At 64.8% G+C, this 21,367-nt stretch carries 18 protein-coding genes and 1 pseudogene; 12 read left to right on the top strand and 7 right to left on the bottom strand.

Annotation, left to right across the window (positions count from 1 at the left end):
• Positions 1–76 precede the first annotated feature (76 nt).
• Positions 77–667, top strand: coding sequence for a DUF8215 family protein (locus NGM15_RS13300; RefSeq protein WP_253431822.1), 591 nt, complete (start codon positions 77–79; stop codon positions 665–667).
• An 18-nt stretch (positions 668–685) separates the two neighbouring features.
• Here the strand turns inward: NGM15_RS13300 and NGM15_RS13295 are convergent, their stop codons facing one another.
• Positions 686–997 (bottom strand): DUF7091 family protein, encoded by a 312-nt coding sequence (locus tag NGM15_RS13295; RefSeq protein ID WP_253431819.1) that lies wholly within the window; start codon positions 995–997, stop codon positions 686–688.
• A 211-nt stretch (positions 998–1,208) separates the two neighbouring features.
• On the opposite strand from NGM15_RS13295, the gene NGM15_RS13290 reads away from it, so the two are divergent.
• The 3 genes from NGM15_RS13290 (at position 1,209) to NGM15_RS13280 (ending at position 3,367) form a co-directional block, all read left to right on the top strand.
• A complete protein-coding gene (locus NGM15_RS13290; RefSeq protein ID WP_253431816.1) occupies positions 1,209–2,138 on the top strand; it encodes a replication factor A in 930 nt (309 codons plus the stop codon).
• The gene (locus NGM15_RS13285) at positions 2,139–2,765 is read left to right on the top strand and encodes an RPA family protein (RefSeq protein WP_253431814.1); all 627 of its coding nucleotides are present in this window, start codon (positions 2,139–2,141) and stop codon (positions 2,763–2,765) included.
• A 203-nt stretch (positions 2,766–2,968) separates the two neighbouring features.
• Positions 2,969–3,367 carry a DUF8146 domain-containing protein gene (locus tag NGM15_RS13280; protein ID WP_253431811.1) on the top strand — a complete coding sequence of 133 codons (399 nt, stop codon included), beginning with the start codon at positions 2,969–2,971 and terminating at the stop codon, positions 3,365–3,367.
• Positions 3,368–3,421: 54 nt separating this feature from the next.
• On the opposite strand, the gene NGM15_RS13275 is transcribed toward NGM15_RS13280, so the two are convergent.
• Positions 3,422–3,877 (bottom strand): DUF5814 domain-containing protein, encoded by a 456-nt coding sequence (locus NGM15_RS13275; protein WP_253431808.1) that lies wholly within the window; start codon positions 3,875–3,877, stop codon positions 3,422–3,424.
• Positions 3,878–4,486: 609 nt separating this feature from the next.
• Between NGM15_RS13275 and NGM15_RS13270 the strand changes: the two are divergent.
• Positions 4,487–5,829: pseudogene (locus NGM15_RS13270) on the top strand (RNA-guided endonuclease InsQ/TnpB family protein).
• A 111-nt stretch (positions 5,830–5,940) separates the two neighbouring features.
• The gene (locus tag NGM15_RS13265) at positions 5,941–6,132 is read left to right on the top strand and encodes a hypothetical protein (RefSeq protein ID WP_311136463.1); all 192 of its coding nucleotides are present in this window, start codon (positions 5,941–5,943) and stop codon (positions 6,130–6,132) included.
• Between the two features lie 42 nt (positions 6,133–6,174).
• On the opposite strand, the gene tatC is transcribed toward NGM15_RS13265, so the two are convergent.
• Positions 6,175–7,119 (bottom strand): twin-arginine translocase subunit TatC, encoded by a 945-nt coding sequence (gene tatC, locus NGM15_RS13260; protein ID WP_253438082.1) that lies wholly within the window; start codon positions 7,117–7,119, stop codon positions 6,175–6,177.
• 865 nt (positions 7,120–7,984) lie between these two features.
• Between tatC and NGM15_RS13255 the strand changes: the two genes are divergently transcribed.
• Both NGM15_RS13255 and NGM15_RS13250 read left to right on the top strand, forming a co-directional pair.
• Positions 7,985–10,336 (top strand): twin-arginine translocase subunit TatC, encoded by a 2,352-nt coding sequence (locus tag NGM15_RS13255; protein WP_253431805.1) that lies wholly within the window; start codon positions 7,985–7,987, stop codon positions 10,334–10,336.
• A 72-nt stretch (positions 10,337–10,408) separates the two neighbouring features.
• Positions 10,409–10,585 carry a ribbon-helix-helix domain-containing protein gene (locus NGM15_RS13250; RefSeq protein WP_253431802.1) on the top strand — a complete coding sequence of 59 codons (177 nt, stop codon included), beginning with the start codon at positions 10,409–10,411 and terminating at the stop codon, positions 10,583–10,585.
• A gap of 231 nt (positions 10,586–10,816) precedes the next feature.
• Here the strand turns inward: NGM15_RS13250 and NGM15_RS13245 are convergent, their stop codons facing one another.
• Both NGM15_RS13245 and NGM15_RS13240 read right to left on the bottom strand, forming a co-directional pair.
• The gene (locus NGM15_RS13245) at positions 10,817–13,216 is read right to left on the bottom strand and encodes a DEAD/DEAH box helicase (protein WP_253431799.1); all 2,400 of its coding nucleotides are present in this window, start codon (positions 13,214–13,216) and stop codon (positions 10,817–10,819) included.
• Between the two features lie 85 nt (positions 13,217–13,301).
• Positions 13,302–13,814 carry a PH domain-containing protein gene (locus NGM15_RS13240; protein WP_253431796.1) on the bottom strand — a complete coding sequence of 171 codons (513 nt, stop codon included), beginning with the start codon at positions 13,812–13,814 and terminating at the stop codon, positions 13,302–13,304.
• A gap of 215 nt (positions 13,815–14,029) precedes the next feature.
• Between NGM15_RS13240 and NGM15_RS13235 the strand changes: the two genes are divergently transcribed.
• The 4 genes from NGM15_RS13235 (at position 14,030) to NGM15_RS13220 (ending at position 19,350) form a co-directional block, all read left to right on the top strand.
• Complete coding sequence (locus NGM15_RS13235) at positions 14,030–14,821, top strand: endonuclease NucS (protein WP_253431794.1); 792 nt, start codon at positions 14,030–14,032, stop codon at positions 14,819–14,821.
• A gap of 95 nt (positions 14,822–14,916) precedes the next feature.
• Positions 14,917–15,996: a tRNA-intron lyase gene (gene endA / locus NGM15_RS13230; protein ID WP_253431791.1), complete on the top strand. Its 1,080-nt coding sequence runs from the start codon at positions 14,917–14,919 to the stop codon at positions 15,994–15,996.
• Between the two features lie 88 nt (positions 15,997–16,084).
• On the top strand, positions 16,085–17,656 hold the full coding sequence (locus NGM15_RS13225) for a sensor histidine kinase (RefSeq protein WP_253431788.1): 1,572 nt from the start codon (positions 16,085–16,087) through the stop codon (positions 17,654–17,656).
• Positions 17,657–17,733: 77 nt separating this feature from the next.
• Complete coding sequence (locus NGM15_RS13220) at positions 17,734–19,350, top strand: tryptophan--tRNA ligase (RefSeq protein WP_425494448.1); 1,617 nt, start codon at positions 17,734–17,736, stop codon at positions 19,348–19,350.
• 238 nt (positions 19,351–19,588) lie between these two features.
• Here the strand turns inward: NGM15_RS13220 and NGM15_RS13215 are convergent, their stop codons facing one another.
• A complete protein-coding gene (locus NGM15_RS13215) occupies positions 19,589–20,050 on the bottom strand; it encodes a DUF5518 domain-containing protein (RefSeq protein WP_253431785.1) in 462 nt (153 codons plus the stop codon).
• 165 nt (positions 20,051–20,215) lie between these two features.
• On the bottom strand, positions 20,216–21,322 hold the full coding sequence (locus NGM15_RS13210) for an aldo/keto reductase (RefSeq protein WP_253431782.1): 1,107 nt from the start codon (positions 21,320–21,322) through the stop codon (positions 20,216–20,218).
• Positions 21,323–21,367 lie beyond the last annotated feature (45 nt).

Below are 21,367 nucleotides of genomic sequence, written 5' to 3'. Positions count from 1 at the left end.
CGACTCGTAAACGCCGGTCGCAGTTCGTGCGGACGCCCCCACCAGCATTTGTGTCTCGTCGTGGTAGCCGCCAACGATGACGGGCGATTCAGAGCCCGGACGGGGCCGGACGTCGGATCACGACCGGGCGTCGAGCAATCGACCATCGGAGCCGAACCGGGCGCCCGGACGGGCCACCCGCCCCGCCTACTCGAGCGAGCGTCGTACCTGGTACGGTCACGGAACCCTGGCTCGAGCCGAGAAGCCGCCGGTTCGGCGCTACCTCCACGACGTGACCACCGTCTTCGCGGAACTCGCCGTGCTGGGACTGCCGGCGATCACCCTGGCCTTCCTCTCGCCCGATCCGCGCGTCTACGGCGTCTCGAGCGCGATGCTCGTCGCCTGGCTGACGATGACGGCGGTCGCCGCCGGGGTTCGCGGTGGGTGGATCCGGCCACTGGGAACCGACGTTCGGGGCTGGCTCTCGCTCACGCCGTGGCTCGTCGTGCTCCGGATCGGCTACTACAACCTCGTGCTCGGTGCGATTGCGTTTGGGAGCCCCGCAGTCGGGACCGCGGTCGGATTCCCGCCTACCTCGTTCGTCGTGGCTGTCGGGTCGGGCGCCCTCGCCGCCCTCGCGTTCCCGCGGCTGGGCGAGTGGGTGTATGGACGGCTCGAGGGCGACTAAAAGTTGGAATTCGAGGAGTCACCACGTCTCGATACGCCCCTCGTGAACGTCCTCGACACAGCCCTCGCAGTCTGGGTGGTCCGCCTCGTAACACGCCGGTCGGAACTCCTCGTCCAGTTTCGCGGCTCGCTTCTCCGCAAATCGGCGACAGACGATTTTCGCCCGCCCCGCGTCGTCCGTCGGCAGGCTCCGGGCGTTTCGCGCCACGCGGTAGGCCTCCCGTGCCTCCTCGAGCTGACCGTCTGCCGACCGGCGAACCTCCGCGTACTGGGTTCCCGCCTGCTCGAGTTTCGAGCGCAGAAACCGCTCGAGTCGACGCCGATCTGCCATTGTGGGTAGCGTTCGTGGGCCGGACACATATACTGTTGGCCGGAGACAGAAACTCGAGCCTCCTTATCGACCGGGGAAGGGACGAAGACGGTCGACGCGACGCATCAAACACGGTCGAGGACCACTTTCACTCCGGTGGCGGCAGTTTAAATACGATCGGGCGCGAACACCGGTATGCCTCCCATGGATACACAAGAGGAGGCGTGATCCGATGAGCGACGTACGCCAACACGCAGAAGACATACACGCGCAGTTTTCAGACCACATCGACCTCGAGGTCGAGGACGTCGAGAAGCGACTCACCACGCTGGTCGACGAGTACAAAGTCCCCATGGACGAGGCTCGCCGATCCGTGACGACGCACTACCTCGACGAGGCCGGCCTCGAGCGCGAGGACATCTCGAGCGGCGGCAGCGAACGCGCCCAGATCGAGGACGTCGACGAACCCGAAGAGTGGATCGACCTCACCGCCAAGGTCATCGAACTCTGGGAGCCCCGCAGCGACTCCGTCGCGCAGGTCGGCCTCCTGGGCGACCCGACGGGCACCATCAAGTTCACCAAGTGGGCCAAATCCGACCTCCCGAGCCTCGATGAGGGCGGCGTCTACGACCTCCGCAACGTCGTCACCGACGAGTACCAGGGCCGGTACTCGGTCAAGCTCAACTCGACGACTGTCGTCGAAGAACTCGAGGAGGACATCGAAGTCGGCGACGACACCAGCGAAATCGAGGGAGCGCTGGTGGATATGCAGAGCGGCAGCGGCCTCATCAAGCGCTGCCCCGAGGAGGACTGCACCTACGTCCTCCAGAACGGGCGCTGTCCCGACCACGGCGAGGTCGAGGGCGACTTCGACCTCCGCATCAAGGGGGTCGTCGACGACGGCCTCGACGCTCACGAGGTCATCTTCGACGCCGAGGCCACCGAGGGACTGACGGGGATCAGCCTCGAGGAGGCCAAGGACATGGCAATGGACGCCCTCGACACGACCGTCGTCGCCGACGAGATCCGAGATCGGATCGTCGGCACCTATTACCGCATCGAGGGGCCGACCTTCGGCCGCTACGTCCTGGCCGACGAGGTCGAGGAACTCGACGGGCCGGTCGACGCCGAGGAACTGCTGATCAAAGCGAGGTCGATGTAAATGTCTCAGACACAACTCACCCGCGAGGTCGCCAAGCGCGTCTTCGCCTCCGAATTCAACGACTCGACGTACGCGTTCAAGGAATCCGACGACGAGCGCGCCCCGAACTACGCCCTGTTGCCGACCGGTGACCGCGCCAACCGCGTGTTCTTCGTCGGTACGCTCACCGAAACCGAGGACGTGGGCGACGAGAGCGAGTACTGGCGCGGGCGCGTCGTCGATCCCACGGGAACGTTCTTCGTCTACGCCGGCCAGTACCAGCCCGAGGCCGCCGCAGCCCTCCGGGACGCGGAACCGCCGGCGTACGTGGCCATCGTCGGCAAGCCGCGCACCTACGAGACCGACGACGGCACCGTCAACGTCTCCGTCCGACCCGAGTCCATCGCGGTCGTCGACGAGGCAACTCGCGACCGCTGGGTCGTCGAAACCGCCGAACGGACCATCGACCGCGTCGAGGCGTTCCAGGACTGGGAAGCCGAGCAGGAGGCTCCCGAGAGCGGCTCGACGGTACCCACCAACGAGTACGCTCAGATGGCCCGCGAGCAGTACGACTCGCCCGTCGAGAACTACCGCCGCGACGTGATTCAGGCGCTCGAGAGCCTCGAAGAGGTCGAGGCCTCGGCCTGAATCGGGACCGAATCGCACCACCCTGTCGTATTCCCTTTTTGTGGACGAAGATCGGTCTGCTGACAGCGCCTCGAGCGAGAGCCTACGCTGGAAATCGTCACCCCATCGCCGACGAAGCGGAATGGGGCGGCGATTACGTGCCGTAACCGGTCGTCTGACAAACGGTTAAGTGCCTCGCGCGACGATAGGTCACCGATACCGACATGGGCAACAAGAACAAGACCATCTCGTTCCGGGTGAACGAGGACGCCTTCGCGGCCCTCCAGGAGATCGCCGAGGAGCGCGACATCTCGTTGTCCGCCGTCTTCCGGGACTACGTCGATCTCCTGGTCGACCACGACGGGCAGGTGGCCGTCATCCCCGAGGACGAACTCGAGGCCCGAAGTGAGAACGAACAGTCGTTCCCGCCCACCGTCGAGGTGCCAAAGAGCTTCGTTCGCGAGCACGAGAGACTCGAACTCGAGGCCGAGCACCTGCGTGAACAGCTCGAAGAGCACAAGTCCTACGTCACCGACCTGCGCGACCGCCTCGAGGACGAGGAAGACGAGGTCCTCCTGCTGGACGACCTCGACGACTCGGGCGACTCGCCGACGGTTCGATAGCTCGTCGGACGAGCACCGAAGCCAGCGTCGAACCCGGCGAACGGGGTCGTGCAGTTACCGTGATAACTCCCGCTTCACGCGCCGAATTTCTTCTTCGGCTTCGTCGTCGCCCTCGACGCGAGCCAGCCCCTCCGCGGCCTCGAGCGTCCGTACCCCGCTGTCGAGAAATGAGAGGACGTCACCGGAGTAAGCGTAGACCATGTAGTCGTCGCTCATCACGTCCACGATGGCGTCCGGACCGAGCCCCTGAGCGCGCAACTCGAGCAGGTAGCGGACGAACTTCCGCTCGGGACAGCCACAGTAGGGATTGTTGTCACAGTCGCAGTCCAGGAAGTCCGTCGCGAAGTCGAGCACCCGGTCGCGGGTAGCGTCGTCGAGTTTCTCGAGTCCCTGGCCCTGGAAGAGCACGTCTAACGTCGCTCCCTTGAACGCCCCCTTCGGGATGTTTGTCTCGAGCTGGGAGCTGAGCTGGCGGTGGTTCTTGACGTAGATCTTGTCGGTGATGGCCACGCGTTAGTGGGAGTACTCGCGGCACGGGCAAAAACGGCTCGGATGGTTCGCGGCGAGGAGAGAAGGAAATTCGATCACGCTATAGATAATATAGTATTCAGCCGACTGTCGAAGTAAGAACGCGCTAGAGATCCCCACGGTGCCTCGAGAGTCGTAACGTATTTGAAGTTGACCGGGCTAGAAGCGCTTGCAAGCGTGTCCGGGTTGGGGTAGTGGTTATCCTTCAGCCTTGTGGAGGCTGAGACGCGGATTCGATTTTCGCACCCGGACTACATCAAATTATTGACAGGACCTCATGTAGTCACGACTGGTGCAACCCGCTAATTTATATAGGAAAACAGGCCCAGAACGGGCGATGTCTGAGTGTCCGACGTGTGGGAAACAGTTCGAAACGAGACGTGGACTCCGCGTTCACCACAGCTCTGTACACGGCGAACGGCTACCTTTTAACAGCGAGAGAGTCCCACGTTCACGGCGGGCGTGAATCGCGTACACTCCGTTTCCGCTCCGTCACGTTACTGCCAGCCCGAGTCTCACACCCGAGCACTTTCACTTTCAGCGCGGGTGGATCGTCTTTACAACAGCCGATAACGTCTGGTGGAATGAGCGATGAAGCGGGCCAACACGTTCGCTGTGCGACCGCTCTCCGGTAGTGGAGAGCAACTGCTACGGGATCTGTTGGACGCTTCCGCCGCTCTCTGGAACGAAGTCAACTACGAACGCCTCATGCGGTACAACGATGAGGACGGCTTCGATGGTGATGTTTGGGACGCCGATACAGGCCAACTCGAAGGCAAATACAAAGGCGTACTTGGTGCATCCACCGCCCAGCAAGTGATTCGCAAGAACAGCGAAGCGTGGCGCGGCTTCTTCGAGAACAAGAAGAAGTATCACGACGAGCCGGACACATCGGTCACTGAACACCCTGAACCACCGGGGTTTGGGGTAACAAAGACGATGGACGCAAACTGCATACCGTCATTCGCAACACGTCGTACACCACCAAATGGGGCGACCGCTCCCGACTTGAGATCCTGGTAGGAAGCGAGTTGAAAACCCGATACAACCACACCGGGCGGCTCCGACTGGAAATTGTTGGCAACCCGAACTGGCCCGACTACGACAAACAGGGTCGGTTGGACTTGTGGTACGACGAGACTGATAGCACCTTCCGAGCTTCGCAACCCGTGGCTGTTTCTGACGATACACGGGACACTCCACTGGCTTCTGAGAAGGCCGCTCTAGATATTGGTGCAAATAATCTCGTCGCCTGTACCACAACGACCGGCGAGCAATACCTGTACGAAGGTCGGGACCTGTTCGACCGCTTCCGTGAGACGACACGAGAAATCGCCCGGTTGCAGTCAAAGCTACCGGGAGGTCGATACAGCAGCAAGCGTATCCGGCGGCTGTACCGCAAACGAACTCGTCGCCGCGATCACGCTCAAGAATCACTGTGCCGTGACCTACTGGAGCGCCTGTACGAAGATGGTGTGGATACGCTGTATATCGGTGGGTTGACCGACGTGCTGGACACGCACTGGTCGGTCGAAACCAACGCCAAGACGCACAACTTCTGGGCGTTCAAACAGTTCATCGAGCGACTGGCCTGTACCGCCGAAGAGTACGGGATTGTGATCGAAGTTCGGTCGGAAGCGTGGACGAGTCAAGAATGCCCGCAGTGTGGCGGCACGGATCGAACGACACGGCATCAAGACACGCTCACCTGTCCGTGTGGGTTCGAAGGTCACGCTGACCTTACAGCGTCAGAAACGTTCCTAGAGCGGCACACAGACCAGGCAGTCAGGCCGATGGCACGGCCCGTGCGGTTCGAGTGGGACGACCACACCTGGTCGGAGCCACCATGCTCTCACGAAAGTCCCAAAGCGCAGCGCACAGACCCGAGTACCGTCCACCACAACGGGAATGTTGCCTCCGGGGAATCGGCATAGCCGAGACTCCCATGGAGGAAACCGCGCCATTCAGGGCGCGGAGGATGTCATCGGTGCGTCCATTGCGGAACGACGAAGGACGAGTTCGGTCGCAACCCGGACGTTCACCATCTGATTCCGGTTCGAGCGTTCGCTGAGGCTGACGGCGTCAGTCGGGCCGATGCTCACGTCCTCGAGAACGTCGTCTCCCTCTGTCTGCCGTGTCATCGACGAGCGGAGTTTAGCCAGATCAGCGTCGAGACGCTTCGGGCGGACGCGGGACTCGAGCCGTCGACAGCAATCGACTCGCTCGAGGCGGTTTGATTCGGACGGAAAACAACACCTAAAACTCGATCCCGATCCCCGTCACTCCCGCCCGGTCCACTTGAGCAGGAGCAAGGTCCCCTCGAAGAGGATGATCATGATGATCGCGACGATGATCGGCGCCATCAGCGTCGGGTCGATGGTGAACATGAACGACAAGCCGGCGAAAGCCGCCCAGAAGTACAGCCGTTTGTCGGCCAGCCACCGACGGGTTGTCACGCCCATCATGACCGCGAGGATGATCAGCAACGGAATCTGGAAGACGATCGCGAGGAAGCCGGTCAGCGTGATTATGAGGCCGAACGTCTCGCCGAGGGCATAGGCGATGTCGGCGCTCCCCTCTGAATAGAACGTGAAGTACTCGAACAGGATCGGCAACACGACGATGAACGAGACGAACATCCCGATTCCGGCGAGGACGACGCTGGTCGGCACCGCCGCGAGGTAGTACTTGCGCTCGTTGGGGTACAGCCCCGGGCGCATGAACAGGTAGCCCTGGTAGACGAGCATCGGAATCGCGACCATGATCCCCGCTAGCGCGGCGACCTTGATCCGGGTCAGCCAGAGTTCGAGCGGGGCGTAGACGTGCGGCGGCGGCACCTCGGCGGCAGGTCCGGGGAAGACGTTTTCCCAGATGAGTCCGATGGCCTGTGAGGACCACAACAGTGCGATGGACGTCGCGGCCGCACCGACGAGGAAGACGACGGCCAGCCGGAGGACCATCTCCTCGATGTGATCGGCCAGGGGCATCTCCTCGTCGTCCGGTGGCGTCGAGATGCCGCCGATGTCGTCGTCGGGGTCCGGATAGCTCGGCTCCTGGCGGTCTCGCGCCCCGTCGTGGTGGCCGTGGCCGTCGGTCTTCGCTTCTGGGCTGGCGGTCGCATCGGCGTCGGTGTCGGTCTCTCCCGGCGGTTCGGGGGCGGGTTCCTCGAGGTGGCTGAGGTCGGGACTGGTGCCGACGCCGGCGGGGTCGTCTTCGCCTTCGATATCGTCGACCTCATCTTCGTCTTCATCTTCGTCTTCGCCTTCGAGATCGGCATCATCGACGTCTGTATCGTCCTCAGACTCCTCGTCTCCCTCGTCCTCTTCGGACGATTCGAGACTGGGGCCGAATTCGAATTCGGTATCGGATTTGGCTTCGGCCTCGGCCTCGTCATCGCCACCAGTACCCGAATCCTCCTCGTTCGAACGGCTCCATCCCTTCGGACCGAGTTGTGGGCGTTCGTCGAGCGGAACCTCTTCGAACCCGCTGGGCGCGTCCTGGTCGGCCGTTCGTCCGTGAGTCGTGAGTCCGGTCGATTCGTCGTCGGCCGCGTCCGGAGTATTGGGGTCGTCGTCGCTCGACGCATCAGTGTCGTCGCTCGAGGGTTCGTCGGTCTCGCCGTCGGCATCGCCGGAGGTATCGTCACTATTGGTGCCATCGGCGGTGGTGTCCTCACCGTCGTTTGCGTCCCCATCGCGATCACTCGCGGCCGTGGCGACGTCGTTTTCGGATCGGGGATCGGTAGCGGCTTTGGCGCTCGAGTCCCGCGGCTCCTCGGCCTCATCGGTGTCCGACCCAGCATCCGACTCGTCCGACATCTATCGGGATATAGATAGGCGCCCGGTTATAGGCCTTTTTCTTACGCCACGGGATTGAGAGTCGAGGAAGGTGACACAATCGGGCGCCGAAACGATCCTTCGGTCGTCATCGTCCCGACCGGCCTGGCCCACGGCGCCGACCCCCCAGCAAGGCGAATTCGGTCGAAGAGCATCGACCCGAAACAGCCTCCGAGAGACCGAAAACGGGCGTCCATCACGAGCGTTGACTCGAAAAGTTGATAACTGCATATAAGCTACCCTGGGACACCGAATGAGCGCTATCGACGAGGACACCGTCCGGACGATAAATGCTGGACGGGACACGCTCGGGGCGATGCTCTCGAGTGCCCAGGCGAACCTCCAGAAGGTCTTTATCATCTTCGTGATCGGCTTCATCGGATCGTTCTACGCGCTCCGACTGTACATCTGGGACTTTCTCAAAGCGACGGCGAAAGCCGAGATGTCGCCGAATGTCGCCGACCAGGCGACGGTCATCACGCGGACGCCGTTCGAGGTGATCTTGCTCCAGGCGAAAATCGGCATGATCGTCGGCGTCATCGTGGCTATCCCGGCGCTGCTGTACTTCTCACGCGACAAACTTCGAGAACGCGGCGTCGAGAGTGTCGTCCCGATTTCGACGGCCTATCTGGCTACGTTCGTCCTCTTCTCGCTCGTCCTCTTCGTCGTCGGATTGATCTACGCCTACGCGGTGTTCTTCCCCTACGCGTTCGGGTTCCTCGCCGGAAACGCCGTCGCGATGGGGGTCAATCCCAGTTTCGGAATCACCGAGTTCACCGAATTCATCGCGCTTCTTACGATTTCGTTCGGCCTGGCCGCGCAACTTCCGCTGTTCATGAGTGCCCTCTCGTACACCGAAATCGTCCCCTACGAGACCTTCCGGGACAAGTGGCGCCACGCCATCGTCGCCATCACGGTCTTCGGCGCGCTCTTCTCGCCGCCCGACCCGTTTACCCTCGTCATGTGGGCGGCCCCGATGGTCATCCTCTACGTGTTTAGCCTCGGCCTCGCGAAACTCGTCGCCAACATCCGCCGGAAGGGGGCCGCCGAACTCGAGAGCGGAACCGGCCTCGTCAAACGCCGCGTCCTCCAGTTCGGCCTCGGCATTCTCACGATCGCTGGACTCTCGAGTCTCGCCATCAGCTACGGCGCCTTCGACTCCCTCGAAGAGGAGATCTACCCCGCCCTCCCCGCCCGAATTCGACCCGGCGGCGGGTCGATCCTCGAGACCCTACCGGCCGAACACGGCCTCACCGGAACGATCGCCGCGGGACTGATCGTCGGCCTCGGAGTCGCACTCGTCGCGCTGATCGGCTACACGATCGTGGTCCTGCAGCGGCCGATCTACCCCCGGGAATCGGCGCTTCGAACGGCGACGGACCCCTCCGAAATCGATCTGCAGGTGCTCGAGGCCGACGCCATCGAGCGCGCCCCGCCGCAGGTCTTCCTCAAGATGACCGAGGAGGAGGCCATGGAGGAGGCCCGCGAGGCGATGTACGACGACGACAAGGTGAAGGCGCAGGCGATCCTCGACCGGTTCGATTCGCTGAACGCGGACGCTGACGCCGACGGTGCAACCGCCGACGCCAACGAGTCGGCGACGGCACCCGGCGAATCAGCCGGAGGCGAAAGCGGCGACACCGACGACACCGGCGACACCGACGACAGCGGTGGCATCCTCTCGAGCACGGCCGCCGGCATGCTCGATCCGTTCACCGAAGACGAGACGACCGAGGAGGACATCGGCGGCTACGCCTACGACTTCGCGTTCATCCTCAACAGTCTAACCTCCAAGATGTTCCGGCTGGTCGGCCTGTTCATGCTCGTCATGGGCGGCACGTTCTTCTGGCTCTACCAGGGCGGCGTCGGCGACGTCCTGGAGCTGTTCCTCAGCCGGATGCCCGAGTCCGTCCTGGAGGAAGTCGCCGTCGAGAACGACGTCGATCCGAGCGGAATGGATCTGCAGACGTTCCTCGAGCAGACCGATCTCGTGGTCGCGATTCACCCCGTCGAGGTACTGATCTTCGCCGTGAAGGTGAGCGTCATCGCGGGCGTCGTGGCCGTCCTTCCCCTGTTGCTGTACTACGCCTGGCCCGCGGCCAGAAAGCGCGGCCTGGTCCGAGGCGACCGGCGCGTGTTCCTCGTCTGGGGCGGAACGATCGCGCTCGGGTTCGCCGCCGGGACCTACCTCGGGTTCTTCTGGATCGCCCCCTCCGTAATCTCCTACCTGGTCGCGGACGCGCTCGCCAACAATATGGAAGTCTCCTACCGGATCAAGAGCTTCTTCTGGCTCGTGATCTACACGACCGTCGGGATCGGCTTCCTCTTCAACATCATCGTCACGATGGCGCTGTTCCACGTCGGCGGTATCGTCAGCTACCGGACGATGCTCCGGCGCTGGCGGCCGGTCGTCGTCGGCATCTTCACCGTCGCTGCGTTTGCGAGTCCGAAGGGAATCCTGACGATGTTCCTGATGGCGATCCCGCTCGCAGTGACCTACATGCTGGGACTGGCCGTCCTCTACGTGCTCACCGGTGGCGGGCGATTATTCGGCGGCGGCGGGTCGACATCGGCGCCCGAACCTGTCGAGCAGGAAACCGGATAGCACATCTCAGTTTGTCCCCTGGCCGAAGCACCCGTCAAACCGCTTAAGAACTCCGCCTCCAAATGGGTGAACATGCCAAAGATCAGCGTCGAAATCCCCCAGGAACTCCTCGAGGACCTCGACGAACACGTCGGCGACGACGGGAAGTTCGTCAACCGCAGTGACGCGATTCGCGCCTCGATCCGCAAGACGCTCGACATCCTGGACGAGATCGACGAGCGACACGATCGGCTCGAAGAGGAGTCGTAGGGTATCGCCGCCCCGCTTTCGATTTTCGCCGCGTCGGTTCGGCGCGTCGGTTTGGTATCTGAAGACTCACCGGACCGGCTTTCGCGCCTCGATGGTCGCGGAGACGACGTACTCGCTCAGATTGCGGTCATCGTTCCACTCACGGATGGACGATTCGCTATCCACCGTCGAACTGACCGAGACGCCCCGAACCCCGCTCGAAAACTGCTCACGGGCCGTCTCAGACCGACGCTACCGACGAACCTCGACTGTCCGCCGCTCCTCGAGCGGCCGCAGCGGCTCTTCGGGGAACGCGACGCTGACGGTGTACTCGAGTTCGTCCGCGTTCGCACCGAAGACGCCGACCGGGACCGTTTCCGAGTCGCGGAGGTACGTGCTGGTGCTGGTCATCTCGACGTCGTTGACCGTCACGCGAATTCCCGCCCTGGCCGGTTCGCCCACGTTTCGGATGCGGACCTCCTGGACGGTGTTCTCACCTGCGCCGATGGTCTCGGGAAAGTCTCCCCACTCGAGTTCGACCGCGGGGAGCGTCTGTGCGCCCTCGTAGATGCGCTCGGCGATGCTCTCGCCCAGCCCCGCGTCGCGGAGCCCCGAGACGCCGGCTGCGACGACGTCGCCGGGCGTCGAGAGTCCCTCCTTCGAGAGCTTGCTCGCCCGACCGGAGGCGACGCCGTCGATGGCCGTCAGGCCGGCTGCGTTGTCGGCGACGCCGTTCTCGATCCGCGCCTCGAGTCGGCGAGCGAGGTTGGCGTCGTGGGGCGTCGCGAACCGATCGAGGAACGCGCGCAGGGCGGCGAGCAGGCGGAGCGCGTTCTGTCGAATCACCCAGGCGTCGCTCCGGAGGTCCGGTGGGGTGTTGTCGTCGTTGGCAGCGCTTCGCAGGATGGCGAGTACCTTCCGCTGGCCGGCGTCGAGGTCGCCGGTGTCCTGGCCGAGGAGTGCCGCGTTGATCGCATCGCGCTCGGACTGGCGGGCGGAGACGGAGTCGAACTCGCCAGCCGTGGCGACGGCTTCGAGGACGTCGTCGGCCTCGAGTGTCGTTCCCGGCGCCGATGCGGTGGTGGAGTCGTCATCTCCCTCGGTGCCCACGGCCCCGTCACACAGCTCCGCAAAGCCGACGGCCGTCTCCAGGCGCAGATAGTACGTTGAGGCGAGCACCCCGCGAGGGGTCGCCTCGACCGACAGGTCTTCCCCGGTCTCGACGAAGCCCTGCTCGACCAGCTCCTCGAGGCAGTCTCGAACGCGCCGTCGGAGGTTCTGGAAGTCGTAGGACTCCGGGCGCGACTGGCCACGAACGTAGTAGAAAGTGGTCTCGAGCCAGTCCATCACGTCCTCGAGGCCGGTGATGGTTCCCATCGCGATCTCGGCGTTGAGGTGGGTCTGGAGGCTGTCGGCCAGCCTGGACTCGATCTCTTTCCCCTCTCGAAGGAGTCGGCGGTAGTCGTCCGCCTCGGCGCCGTCGCAGACGACCCAGCCGTAGCCGACGTCGTCGTAGCCGGGTCGGCCCGCGCGCCCGAGCATCTGGAGGATGTCGAGCGGGCTCATGTCCACCTCGCCCTCGAGCGGGTCGTGGTACTTCGTATCGCGGATGACGACGCAGCGGGCTGGGAGGTTGACCCCCCAGGCGAGCGTCGACGTCGAGAACAGCAGTTCGATCTTGCCCTCCTTGAACCACTCCTCGATCAGGTCCTTGTCGTTCTTCGAGAGGCCTGCGTGGTGAAAGCCCACGCCGTCGAGCGCCGAGTTTCGCAAGGTGTCGTTCTCGAGGCGCTTGGTCTCGGTATGAAAGTCGTAGTCGCCGCGTGCCCCCATCGGCACGTCGCGCTCGCCGATCTCGTCTCTGGCCTTCTTCGCCGCCTGGACGGTGTCCTGGCGGGAGGCGACGAATACGAGCGCCTGACCGTCCTCCCGGAAGTGAGGTTCGGCGAGGTCGAGCGCCCGGTAGAGGCGACGGTACTTGTCGGCGAAGGAGTTCTCGCCGTGGGTGTAGGTCTTGACGCCCGCGTTGAGGTCGACCGGGCGGTACTCGTCACCGAACTCGAACGTACACGCCGGTGGGGCGTCGAGCCAGGCCGCCACGTCGTCGACGTTCGGCATCGTCGCCGAGAGGGCGACGACGCGGGGGTCACAGAGCCGACGCAGTCGCGAAACGGTCACCTCGAGGACCGATCCGCGCCGGTCGGCGTCGAGCAGGTGGACCTCGTCGATCACGCAGACATCGACGTCCGTCACGAAGTCGTATCGTGGAGAGTCGTGCTTTCGAGTTGCGGAGTCGAGCTTCTCGGGCGTCATCACGAGAATGTCCGCGTGCTTCGCCCGGCGCGGATTCAGGTCGCGTTCGCCGGTGACGACGTACACCGAGTAGTCCATGGACTCGAAGCGGTCCCAGTCGGCCTCCTTCTCGTTGGTCAGCGCCCGTAGCGGGGCGATAAAGAGGGCGGTTCCTCCCTCGGCCAGCGCGTTACAGATCGCGAGTTCGGCCAGGGCCGTCTTCCCCGACGCCGTCGGCGCGCTCGCGACCACGTTCTCCTCGCGCTCGAGTAACGCGGGGAGGGCCTCGCGTTGCATCTCGTTGAACGCCTCGAAGGCGAACGCGTCGGCAAAGTCGGGCAGAACCTCGGCGACCTCCATCACTCGGACACGGGGTGTGCCCGGTGAAAGGCGTTTCTGTCCCGGCCAGCGAGGGGGTGTGCGATCGCCTCCCTCACCGCGTCGCTCACGTCGGCTGGATACCCGTATCGCCCTCGAGTTCGGCGCTCAATCGGCCGGCCGCCCGCTCGGGGTTCGGCACGTGCGTGAACGTGAGTTCGGGGTCGGCCGACCCCGCCGTGTAGACCGTCAACTGCCCGTAGCCGAGAAATCGCTCCAGGACGCCCTGCTCGAGGGTCGTGTTCTGGACGCGATCGAGCCGAAACTGGGTGACGTCCCGAGAGAGGATGCCACGTTTTCGGTACAGTTGGCTCGTGGTGAGGACGTAGCGCGTGCTCGTCCAGCGAAGGTAGGTCGCGGTGACGACGACGAGGCCGACGGCTCCGACGGCCAGACCGATCGCCCTCGCGAGGCCGTACTCGGTCCCGGCCGACAGGCCGAGGACGACGATCCCGATGAGCATCAATCCGAGGCCCATCGGCAGTTTCCATCCCATGTCGATCGGATGCGGCCGGCTCTCCCAGACGACGGCCTCCCCGTCGGCGAGGTGGAGCCAGTCCGCATCGTACGTCTCCCCCATACCCACCGGTATCACGACCGGGGTCAAAAAGTCTCGTTTCGCTCACATCGAACGCGAACATGGAGCGTGAACATGAACGCAAACACGGACGCGGACACGACCACGAATACGGGACGCGAATCGAAGCGGGCCGTTCCCCAAGCGTCGAGGAGAGACGCCAGAACCGGAACGCACCGCCTCGAGAGTTTATATACCATCACGCGGCCAGACCACCCATGCCCGACGACAGCATTCGCGTACTCGCCGGTGACTGCACCGTCATCGCCGACGGAACCGACCGCGAGGAGTACCGCGGCCGCGTCACGACCATCGTCAAGCCCGACAACACCGTCCTCGTCCACGACGTCGACGGCTACCAGCCCGTCGCCTGGCTCACCCGCGCCGACAGCGTCTCGAGCGACCGCGAGGACGGGTTCACCCTCGTCGCGAAGAAGGACACCCAGACGCTTCGGGTCGCCGCCCACGTCCAGGACGGCTTCGCCACCTATCCGGCCTCGAGCGCCGGCACCCCCGTGGGCGAGTGTCCAGGCGACGACTGCACCGGCGTCCTCGTCCGGTCGAACGGCATCCACTGCGTCGGCTGTGGCGACCGCTACGCCATACCGCGGGATGCGACCCTCCGCGACGACCGCTGTGACTGTGGCCTCCCTCGCATGCGCGTCGAGCGCGGCCTCGCGTTCCACGTCTGCCTCGACCGCGGCTGTGAGTCGCTCGACGACGCCGTCCGCGAGGCGTTCGACCGCGAGTGGGACTGTCCGAACTGCGAGGGAGACCTGCTGATCCTCCGGCGGGGCGGTCTGATCGCTGGCTGTGAGCACTACCCCGACTGCGACACCGGGTTCGTCGTCCCGACGGGCGTCGTCGACGGCGAGTGTGCCTGTGGCCTCCCCACGTTCGACACCACGACCGGGACTCGCTGCCTGGACGCGACCTGCGACCGCGCTCGGGCGGGGACGCTCGAGTCCGAGGCGACAGCCGAAGAGGGATCGGTGACGGCCGAGCACTGACGACTCGCCGCACAGACGCCTGCCCGGCGACGTGACCCACAAGCACCGACGACGGGATCCGCAGGGGCTTTGTGGCCCGCCCGACACCACCGGGTATGGAACTCGAGGGACGATTCGACGGCGACGTCGTCCGCGTCGGAAACGACGCCCGCCAGCGGTTTCACGACTCGCGCGGCTACGGCTACCCGCTCGAGGGCAACGAGATCGCCCTCGCGCCGGTCGAGGCCGCCCACCTGCTGTACCGGGGCGACCTGGCGGCCGTCAACGACGGCGAGGAGCGACTGTCGTTCCGCTCGTTCCTCGCCCGTGAACCGGGACCAGAACCCGACTTCGGCGTTCGATTCCTCGTCTACGCCGACCTTCGCTCGCGTGGGTTCTACCTTGCCCCCGCTCGCGAACCGTGGGTGACGGACCCGCCCCGCGCCGAGTTCGCCGTCTTCCCCCGAGGGAAAGGGCCGAGAGACGGGAAAATCGAGTACGCGCTGAGCGTGGTCGGCGAACGAACCGACGTAGCCGCGAGCGACCTCGAGAGCGGCGCCCTCGCCGTCGTCGACGAGGAGAGCGAGATTACCTACTTCGACGTCGGCCGGCCCGAGATTTCGGGAACGAGCGAGACGGCCCTACCCCAGGATGTGGAAGCTAACCTGCTCGCCGACCGCGTCGTCATCTGGGATCCTCCACACGATCTGTACGAGCGGACGTTCTACGGCCAGCCCCTCGAGGGCCGGGAGTACGACCGACCGACCCTGCAGTGTTCGTTGCTCGAGGCCGCCCACCTCGCGGCGGCGGGCGCGATCGACCTCGACCCGGCGGCGGTAATCGAGCGCGGTCGCGAGGTCGAAGGCGAGCGATTCGACCGGCGACTGGCCGTCTACACCACGCTCCGCGAGGCCGGCGTCGTTCCCAAGACGGGCTACAAGTTCGGCGCGGACTTCCGGACCTACGCGAACGTCGAGTCGGTCGACGACCTCGGCCACTCGGAACTCCTGGTCCGGGTGCTGCCGGCAGAGCACGTCTTCGAGCCGCGAGACCTCTCGCTCGACGTACGGCTGGCCCACGGCGTCCGGAAGACGATGGTGTTCGCGCTGGTCGGCGAAGCCGGTCCAGGAGGCGACGCCGACGCTGACGTCGAGGCCGACATCGAGTGGCGATCGCTCGAGCGGCTAACCCCCTGACCGAGCCGGGTTCGAATTCGGTTTCGAGGCCCGTTTCAGCGGTCGATTCCACGCCAACGTATTTGCCGCCTCGATGCCACATGAGCGTATGACAGTGGATCGGGGACGTCCACCGAGCGTTCTCGTCGTCGGAGACGATCTCGATGCGGTCGCGACGATGCTCGAGTCTCGACTATCCACGCCGGTCGCTCACGAGCGTCGGCTCTCGTCCGCTATCGAGACCCTCGAGTCAGGAACCATCGGTTGCGTCGTCGTCGAGGCTGACGTGGGGAACGAGCGTCGTCGGCGTGACCTCCTCGAGCGAGTTCGAGCGCAAGCGACGCGGTGTTCGATCGTTCGCTGCGTCGACGCCAGCGACGCGGATACGTGGCTCGAGGACGGGTCCTACCGGCCCGCCGCCGTTGCGGTGGACGCGGCCGAGACGCTGGTGGACTGCGTTGGTGAACGGGTCGACCGACACCGCCGGATGCGGATTTTGCGCGCCCTGCAGTCGGCGACGCCGAGACTCTTTCGAGCGTCGACGGCCGACGAGATTGCCGAAACGACCGTCGAGACGGCGAGTACGGTCCTCGAACAGCCGCTGACCGCCGTCTTCGCTGCTGACGATGGGACGGGCCGGTTCGACCTCGTGGCCACGACGGACGAACGGAAGGGCCACGGTGCGGTTCCGGAAACACTCCCGTTCGAGAATTCGCTCGCCGGCGTGGCCTTTCGGGAGGGTCGAACGACCGCGTTCGCCGAAACCGAAGACGACCCGCTTGCCGACGTCGAGAACGCCAGCTTTCGGTTGATCGACGAGAGCGACATTCTCGGCGACCCGGGCCATCCGATGACCGCCGGCGTGATCGTTCCGCTCGGTTCGTACGGCGTGATGAGCGTCGTAACGCCGGAGTCGGGAGCCATCTCCGTCGACGACTGTCGGTTCGTCGAGTTTCTGGCCGAACACGCCGCCGCGGCGTTTCGGCGAACCGAGCGCGAGCACGACCTCGAGCGCGCCAACGACCGACTCGGGGCCTTCGCCGCTATCGTCTCCCACGACTTGCGGAATCCGCTGACCGTCGCGACGGGTCACCTCGACCTCCTCGCCGACGACTGCTCGAGTGACCACGTCGAACCGATCGGCGAATCGCTCGAGCGGATGGACGACCTGATCGACGACGTCCTGACGCTCGTCCGCTCGGACGTCGACGAGGACGACCTCGAGTGGGTGTCCGTCGGCGTCGTCGCCGGGCGCGCCTGGGGGACCGTCGACACCGGGCAAGCGACCCTCGAACTCGAGGCGACGGCCGACCTGGATCCGGTCGAGGCGACGCCGGGAGCGCTTCGAGAACTGTTCGAGAACGTCTTCGGCAACGCCGTCACCCACGGCGGCGAAGGCGTGACGGTGCGGCTCGGATCGCTTCCCGGCGTCGGCTTTTACGTCGAAGACGACGGCATCGGCGTCGACGTCGGCGAGGACGACCTCGATGTGCTCTTTGAATACGGTCACTCGGGCACCCAGAACGGAACGGGGCTCGGCCTCTCGATCGTCCGGCGAATCGCGAACGCCCACGGCTGGACGGTCGAGGCGGGCATGAGCCAGCACGCCGAGAGCGGCTTTCGTCTGGAGTTTCGGACGCAGGCGGCGGACGATGGGGGCGAACTGGACGAACCGCATTGACCGGCGAGCGACGGCACTCGAAATGGGGACACCACGGAAGCGAAGGTTTTTGCGCGCCGGGCGGCGAATCCGGGACAATGACCGGTATGGGCACGGACAATTTCGAGGCCGCCGAGGCCGCCGAGGCCACCGAGGAACCGCTGACTGACGGAGGGGCCGCTGGCGCTGACGAGGTCGCCCTCGACCCCTGGGGATCCTCGAGCGTCTCCGACTACCGAAAACTGTTCGAGGAGTTCGGCATTGAGGAGTTCGACGACCTCCTCGCGGACCTGCCTCACCCTCACTACCTGATGCGCCGGGGCGTCATCTTCGGTCACCGCGACTACCGACCGGTCCTCGAGGCTATGCGCGAGGGCGACCCCTTCGCCGTCCTCTCGGGGTTCATGCCGACCGGCGACCCCCACATCGGACACAAACTCGTCTTCGACGAGATCATCTGGCACCAACAGCAGGGCGGAGACGCCTACGCGTTGATCGCCGACCTCGAGGCCCACGCCGCCCGCGGACTCACCTGGGACGAGATCGACGAACACGCCCGGGACTACCTCCTCTCGCTGCTGGCGCTGGGGTTCGACCTCGAGGACGGAACCGTCTACCGCCAATCGACCGAACGCGACGTCCAGGACCTCGCGTTCGAACTGGGGATCGAGGCCAACTTCTCCGAACTCGGGGCCATCTACGGCTTCGACGGTGAGACCGACGTCTCGCACATGCAGTCGGTCGTCACGCAGATGGCCGACATCCTCTACCCTCAGCTCGAGGGGCCAAAGCCCACGGTGATCCCCGTCGGCCCCGACCAGGACCCCCACGTCAGGCTGGCGCGCGACCTCGCCTCCAGGATGCGCTACTTCGGCGTGACGACGGCGTATGCGAGTTTCGAGGCGACCGAGGACGAACTCGAAGTCATCGGCGCGGCCTACGACGCCCGGGAGTCATACGCGGACGATCCCGACCAGCCGCGGTGTGTGGAGGCTGCCGAGTGGCTCTCGTCCGCCGACAGTGAGGTTGGCCCAGAACTCGATCTCGAGACTGTCACGGACGACGCCCTCGAGCGCACCACATCGAAACTCGAGAATGCCGGCATGGAACCCCTCCGTCCCCGAACGCGATTCCTGAACCGCCGGGCGACCGACGAGGCCTTCGAGGCGCTGATCGACACGGTCGAGGGCGAGAAACGGGTCTTCGACGAACACGTCGACGCCTTCGGCCTGGATCACGACGAGGCCGCCGAAATCGCCCGCACGATCGAACTCGCTTACGACGGCTACGGCTTCCGGCCGCCATCGTCCATCTACCACCGGTTCATGACCGGGCTCACCGGCGGGAAGATGTCCTCCTCGATTCCGGCCAGCCACATCTCGCTGCTGGACGACCCCGAAGACGGTTACGACAAGGTGAAGGCGGCGACCACGGGTGGACGGGAAACCGCGGAGAAACAGCGCGAGTTAGGCGGGAGAGCCGACGAGTGTCCCGTCTACGAACTCTACGCCTACCTGCTCGCCGGCGACGACGACGAGTTCGCGAAACGGGTCTACGACGAGTGCGTCGGTGGCGAGCGCCTCTGTGGCGACTGCAAGGAGCAGGCCGCCCACCTCATGAAGGACTTTTTGCAGGATCACCAGGAGAAACGCGAGGAGGTCGCTGACCTGCTCGAGGCTGCGGACATCGAACTCGAGTCGCCGCGGCGTGGCTGATCGCAGCGTGGCAGCGGGATTCCACGAACGAGAACGTAGCTCTCTTTCTCCTCCACGGCGGTAGCGATGTGGGAACGAAGGGACGTCACTGCTCGGAATGCCATGGCGTTCCGTGATTCGGGGTCGGAGTTGGAGTCGAAGTTGGAGTTGGAGTCGAAGTTGGAGTTGGAGTCGAAGTCAAACACAGATCTCGAGAAAAAGTGACGTCCGTGACGAGCGGGCAGCGAACCGTTTCGCGCTAGAGGCGACCGAACACGTCACCGAATTCGCCGTTCAGGTACGCGCCGACCCAGCCGCCGAACCCGCCGGCGAACGTGCTGTAGAACACCATGAAGAGGATCAGGCCCCCGTCGACGAACTCGAGCCCACCGATCAGTTCGCCGACGCCGACGACTGGCCCCAGTCCGAGCACGAGCGGCAGGACGATCAGCGCGGCGTAGACGAAGCCCGCGTACAGGCCCGCGATGATCCCGTCCTCCTGGTCGGCCCCCTCGAGGTAGCCGGCGACGATGCCGCCCAGGAGGACCGAGAACGTGAGAAAAGAGGCGAAGACGGCGACGAGACCGCCCAGGAGGCCGTTCATCGTGGCGGGTCGGACATCCGGTGCGTTCGGTTCGCTCGAGGGGGCTGGTTCGGCCGGTTCGACCGCGTGTTCCGTTCCGTCCGGCCCGTCCGGGGGAGAGGTTTCGGGGGACGACATAGCCATCACTCTCGGGCCAACCGACGAGAATGTTCGTATTCGTGGTTAGTCCGCAGTCGAAGAAGGTTCGTCAGATCAGGACTGTCGGCGCTCGAGAACGAATCGATTCGTCAGCGCGAGTCGACCTCGAGTGTCACCGTCGTCCTCGTCAGCTAGGCGATGCGATCAGTCGGCGGCCAGTTTGTCCAGGCCCGCCGAGCGGATGTCTTCGCCCTCGACCGACGACCGGAGCGAGTCCATGCCGTCTTCGCGGTCGATGCCGAAGTCGTCCTCGTAGAGGTCGGCGACGCGAGCCAGTTCTTCGTCGCTCAGTTTTGGCACGTCGCTGGCGGCCGCCCACTCGTCGATGTCGTCGGCGGTGCGGAACGTCGGCGTGACGCTGGCGACCGACTCGTGGCTCAGGAGCCAGGCAATAGCGGCCTGACCCATGGTTCGCTCGCCGTCTCTCTCTCCCGGACCTCGCCCGCTCGAGGTATCCACGGAACTACGTTCCGCGCGCTCCAGGAAGCGCAACGTCTCGAGTTTCTCCCAGCCCGTTTCGTACCACGCGTCGGGACGGAAGCCGCGGTGGTCGCCCGCGTCGAGTTCCGTCTCGGGAGTCACCTGCTCGTTCAGGATACCCGAGGAGTGAGGCACCCGGGGGATCAGACTCGTCGATGAACCGGTGCGCTCGATAGTCTCGAGGAAGTGGTTGCCGACCTCCTGCTCCAGGACGTTCCAGACCAGTTGCAGGGAGTCGAACTCCTCCTCGATGGCGAGGTCGCCCTCGGCCAGCCAGCCGATGGAGGGACCCAGCGCGAGGCCGCGGGCGCGAATCAGGCCCTCCTCCTCGAGTTCGTCGAGGAGTTCGAGGACGTCCGGGGTAATCTCGTCGACGTTCGCGTTGTGCAACTGGAGGACGTCCAGGTAGTCGGTGTCGAGTCGCTCGAGGCTCTGCTCGACGGCCTCCCGGAGGTAGTCGGGGTCCATCGCTTTGGGCAACTCGCCGTGGCCCGCCTGCGGGTTGTTGTAGAAGTCGTAGCCGACCTTCGTGGCGATGGTGACGTCCTCGCGCACGTCCGCGAGGGCCTCCCCGACGAGTTCCTCGCTTCGCCCGTGACCGTAGACGTCGCCCGTGTCGAAGTAGGTGATCCCCCGGTCGAGGGCGTGGTCGATCATCTCGATTGCGTCGGTTTCCGAGCGGTCGCCCCACCAGTCGGTGCCGACGACCCAGGCGCCGAAGCCAACTTCGCTGACCTCGACATCGGCGGTTCCGAGCGTCTGATACTGCATATCTCGGGCTTGGGAGCGAGGGAACTTAGGGCGTGCGGAACGTCG

It is taken from the genome of Natronosalvus halobius (genome assembly GCF_024138145.1).
GTDB lineage: Archaea > Halobacteriota > Halobacteria > Halobacteriales > Natrialbaceae > Natronosalvus > Natronosalvus halobius.
Note: the sequence above shows the minus strand (reverse complement) of the source record. Positions and strands in the feature narration are given on the sequence as shown.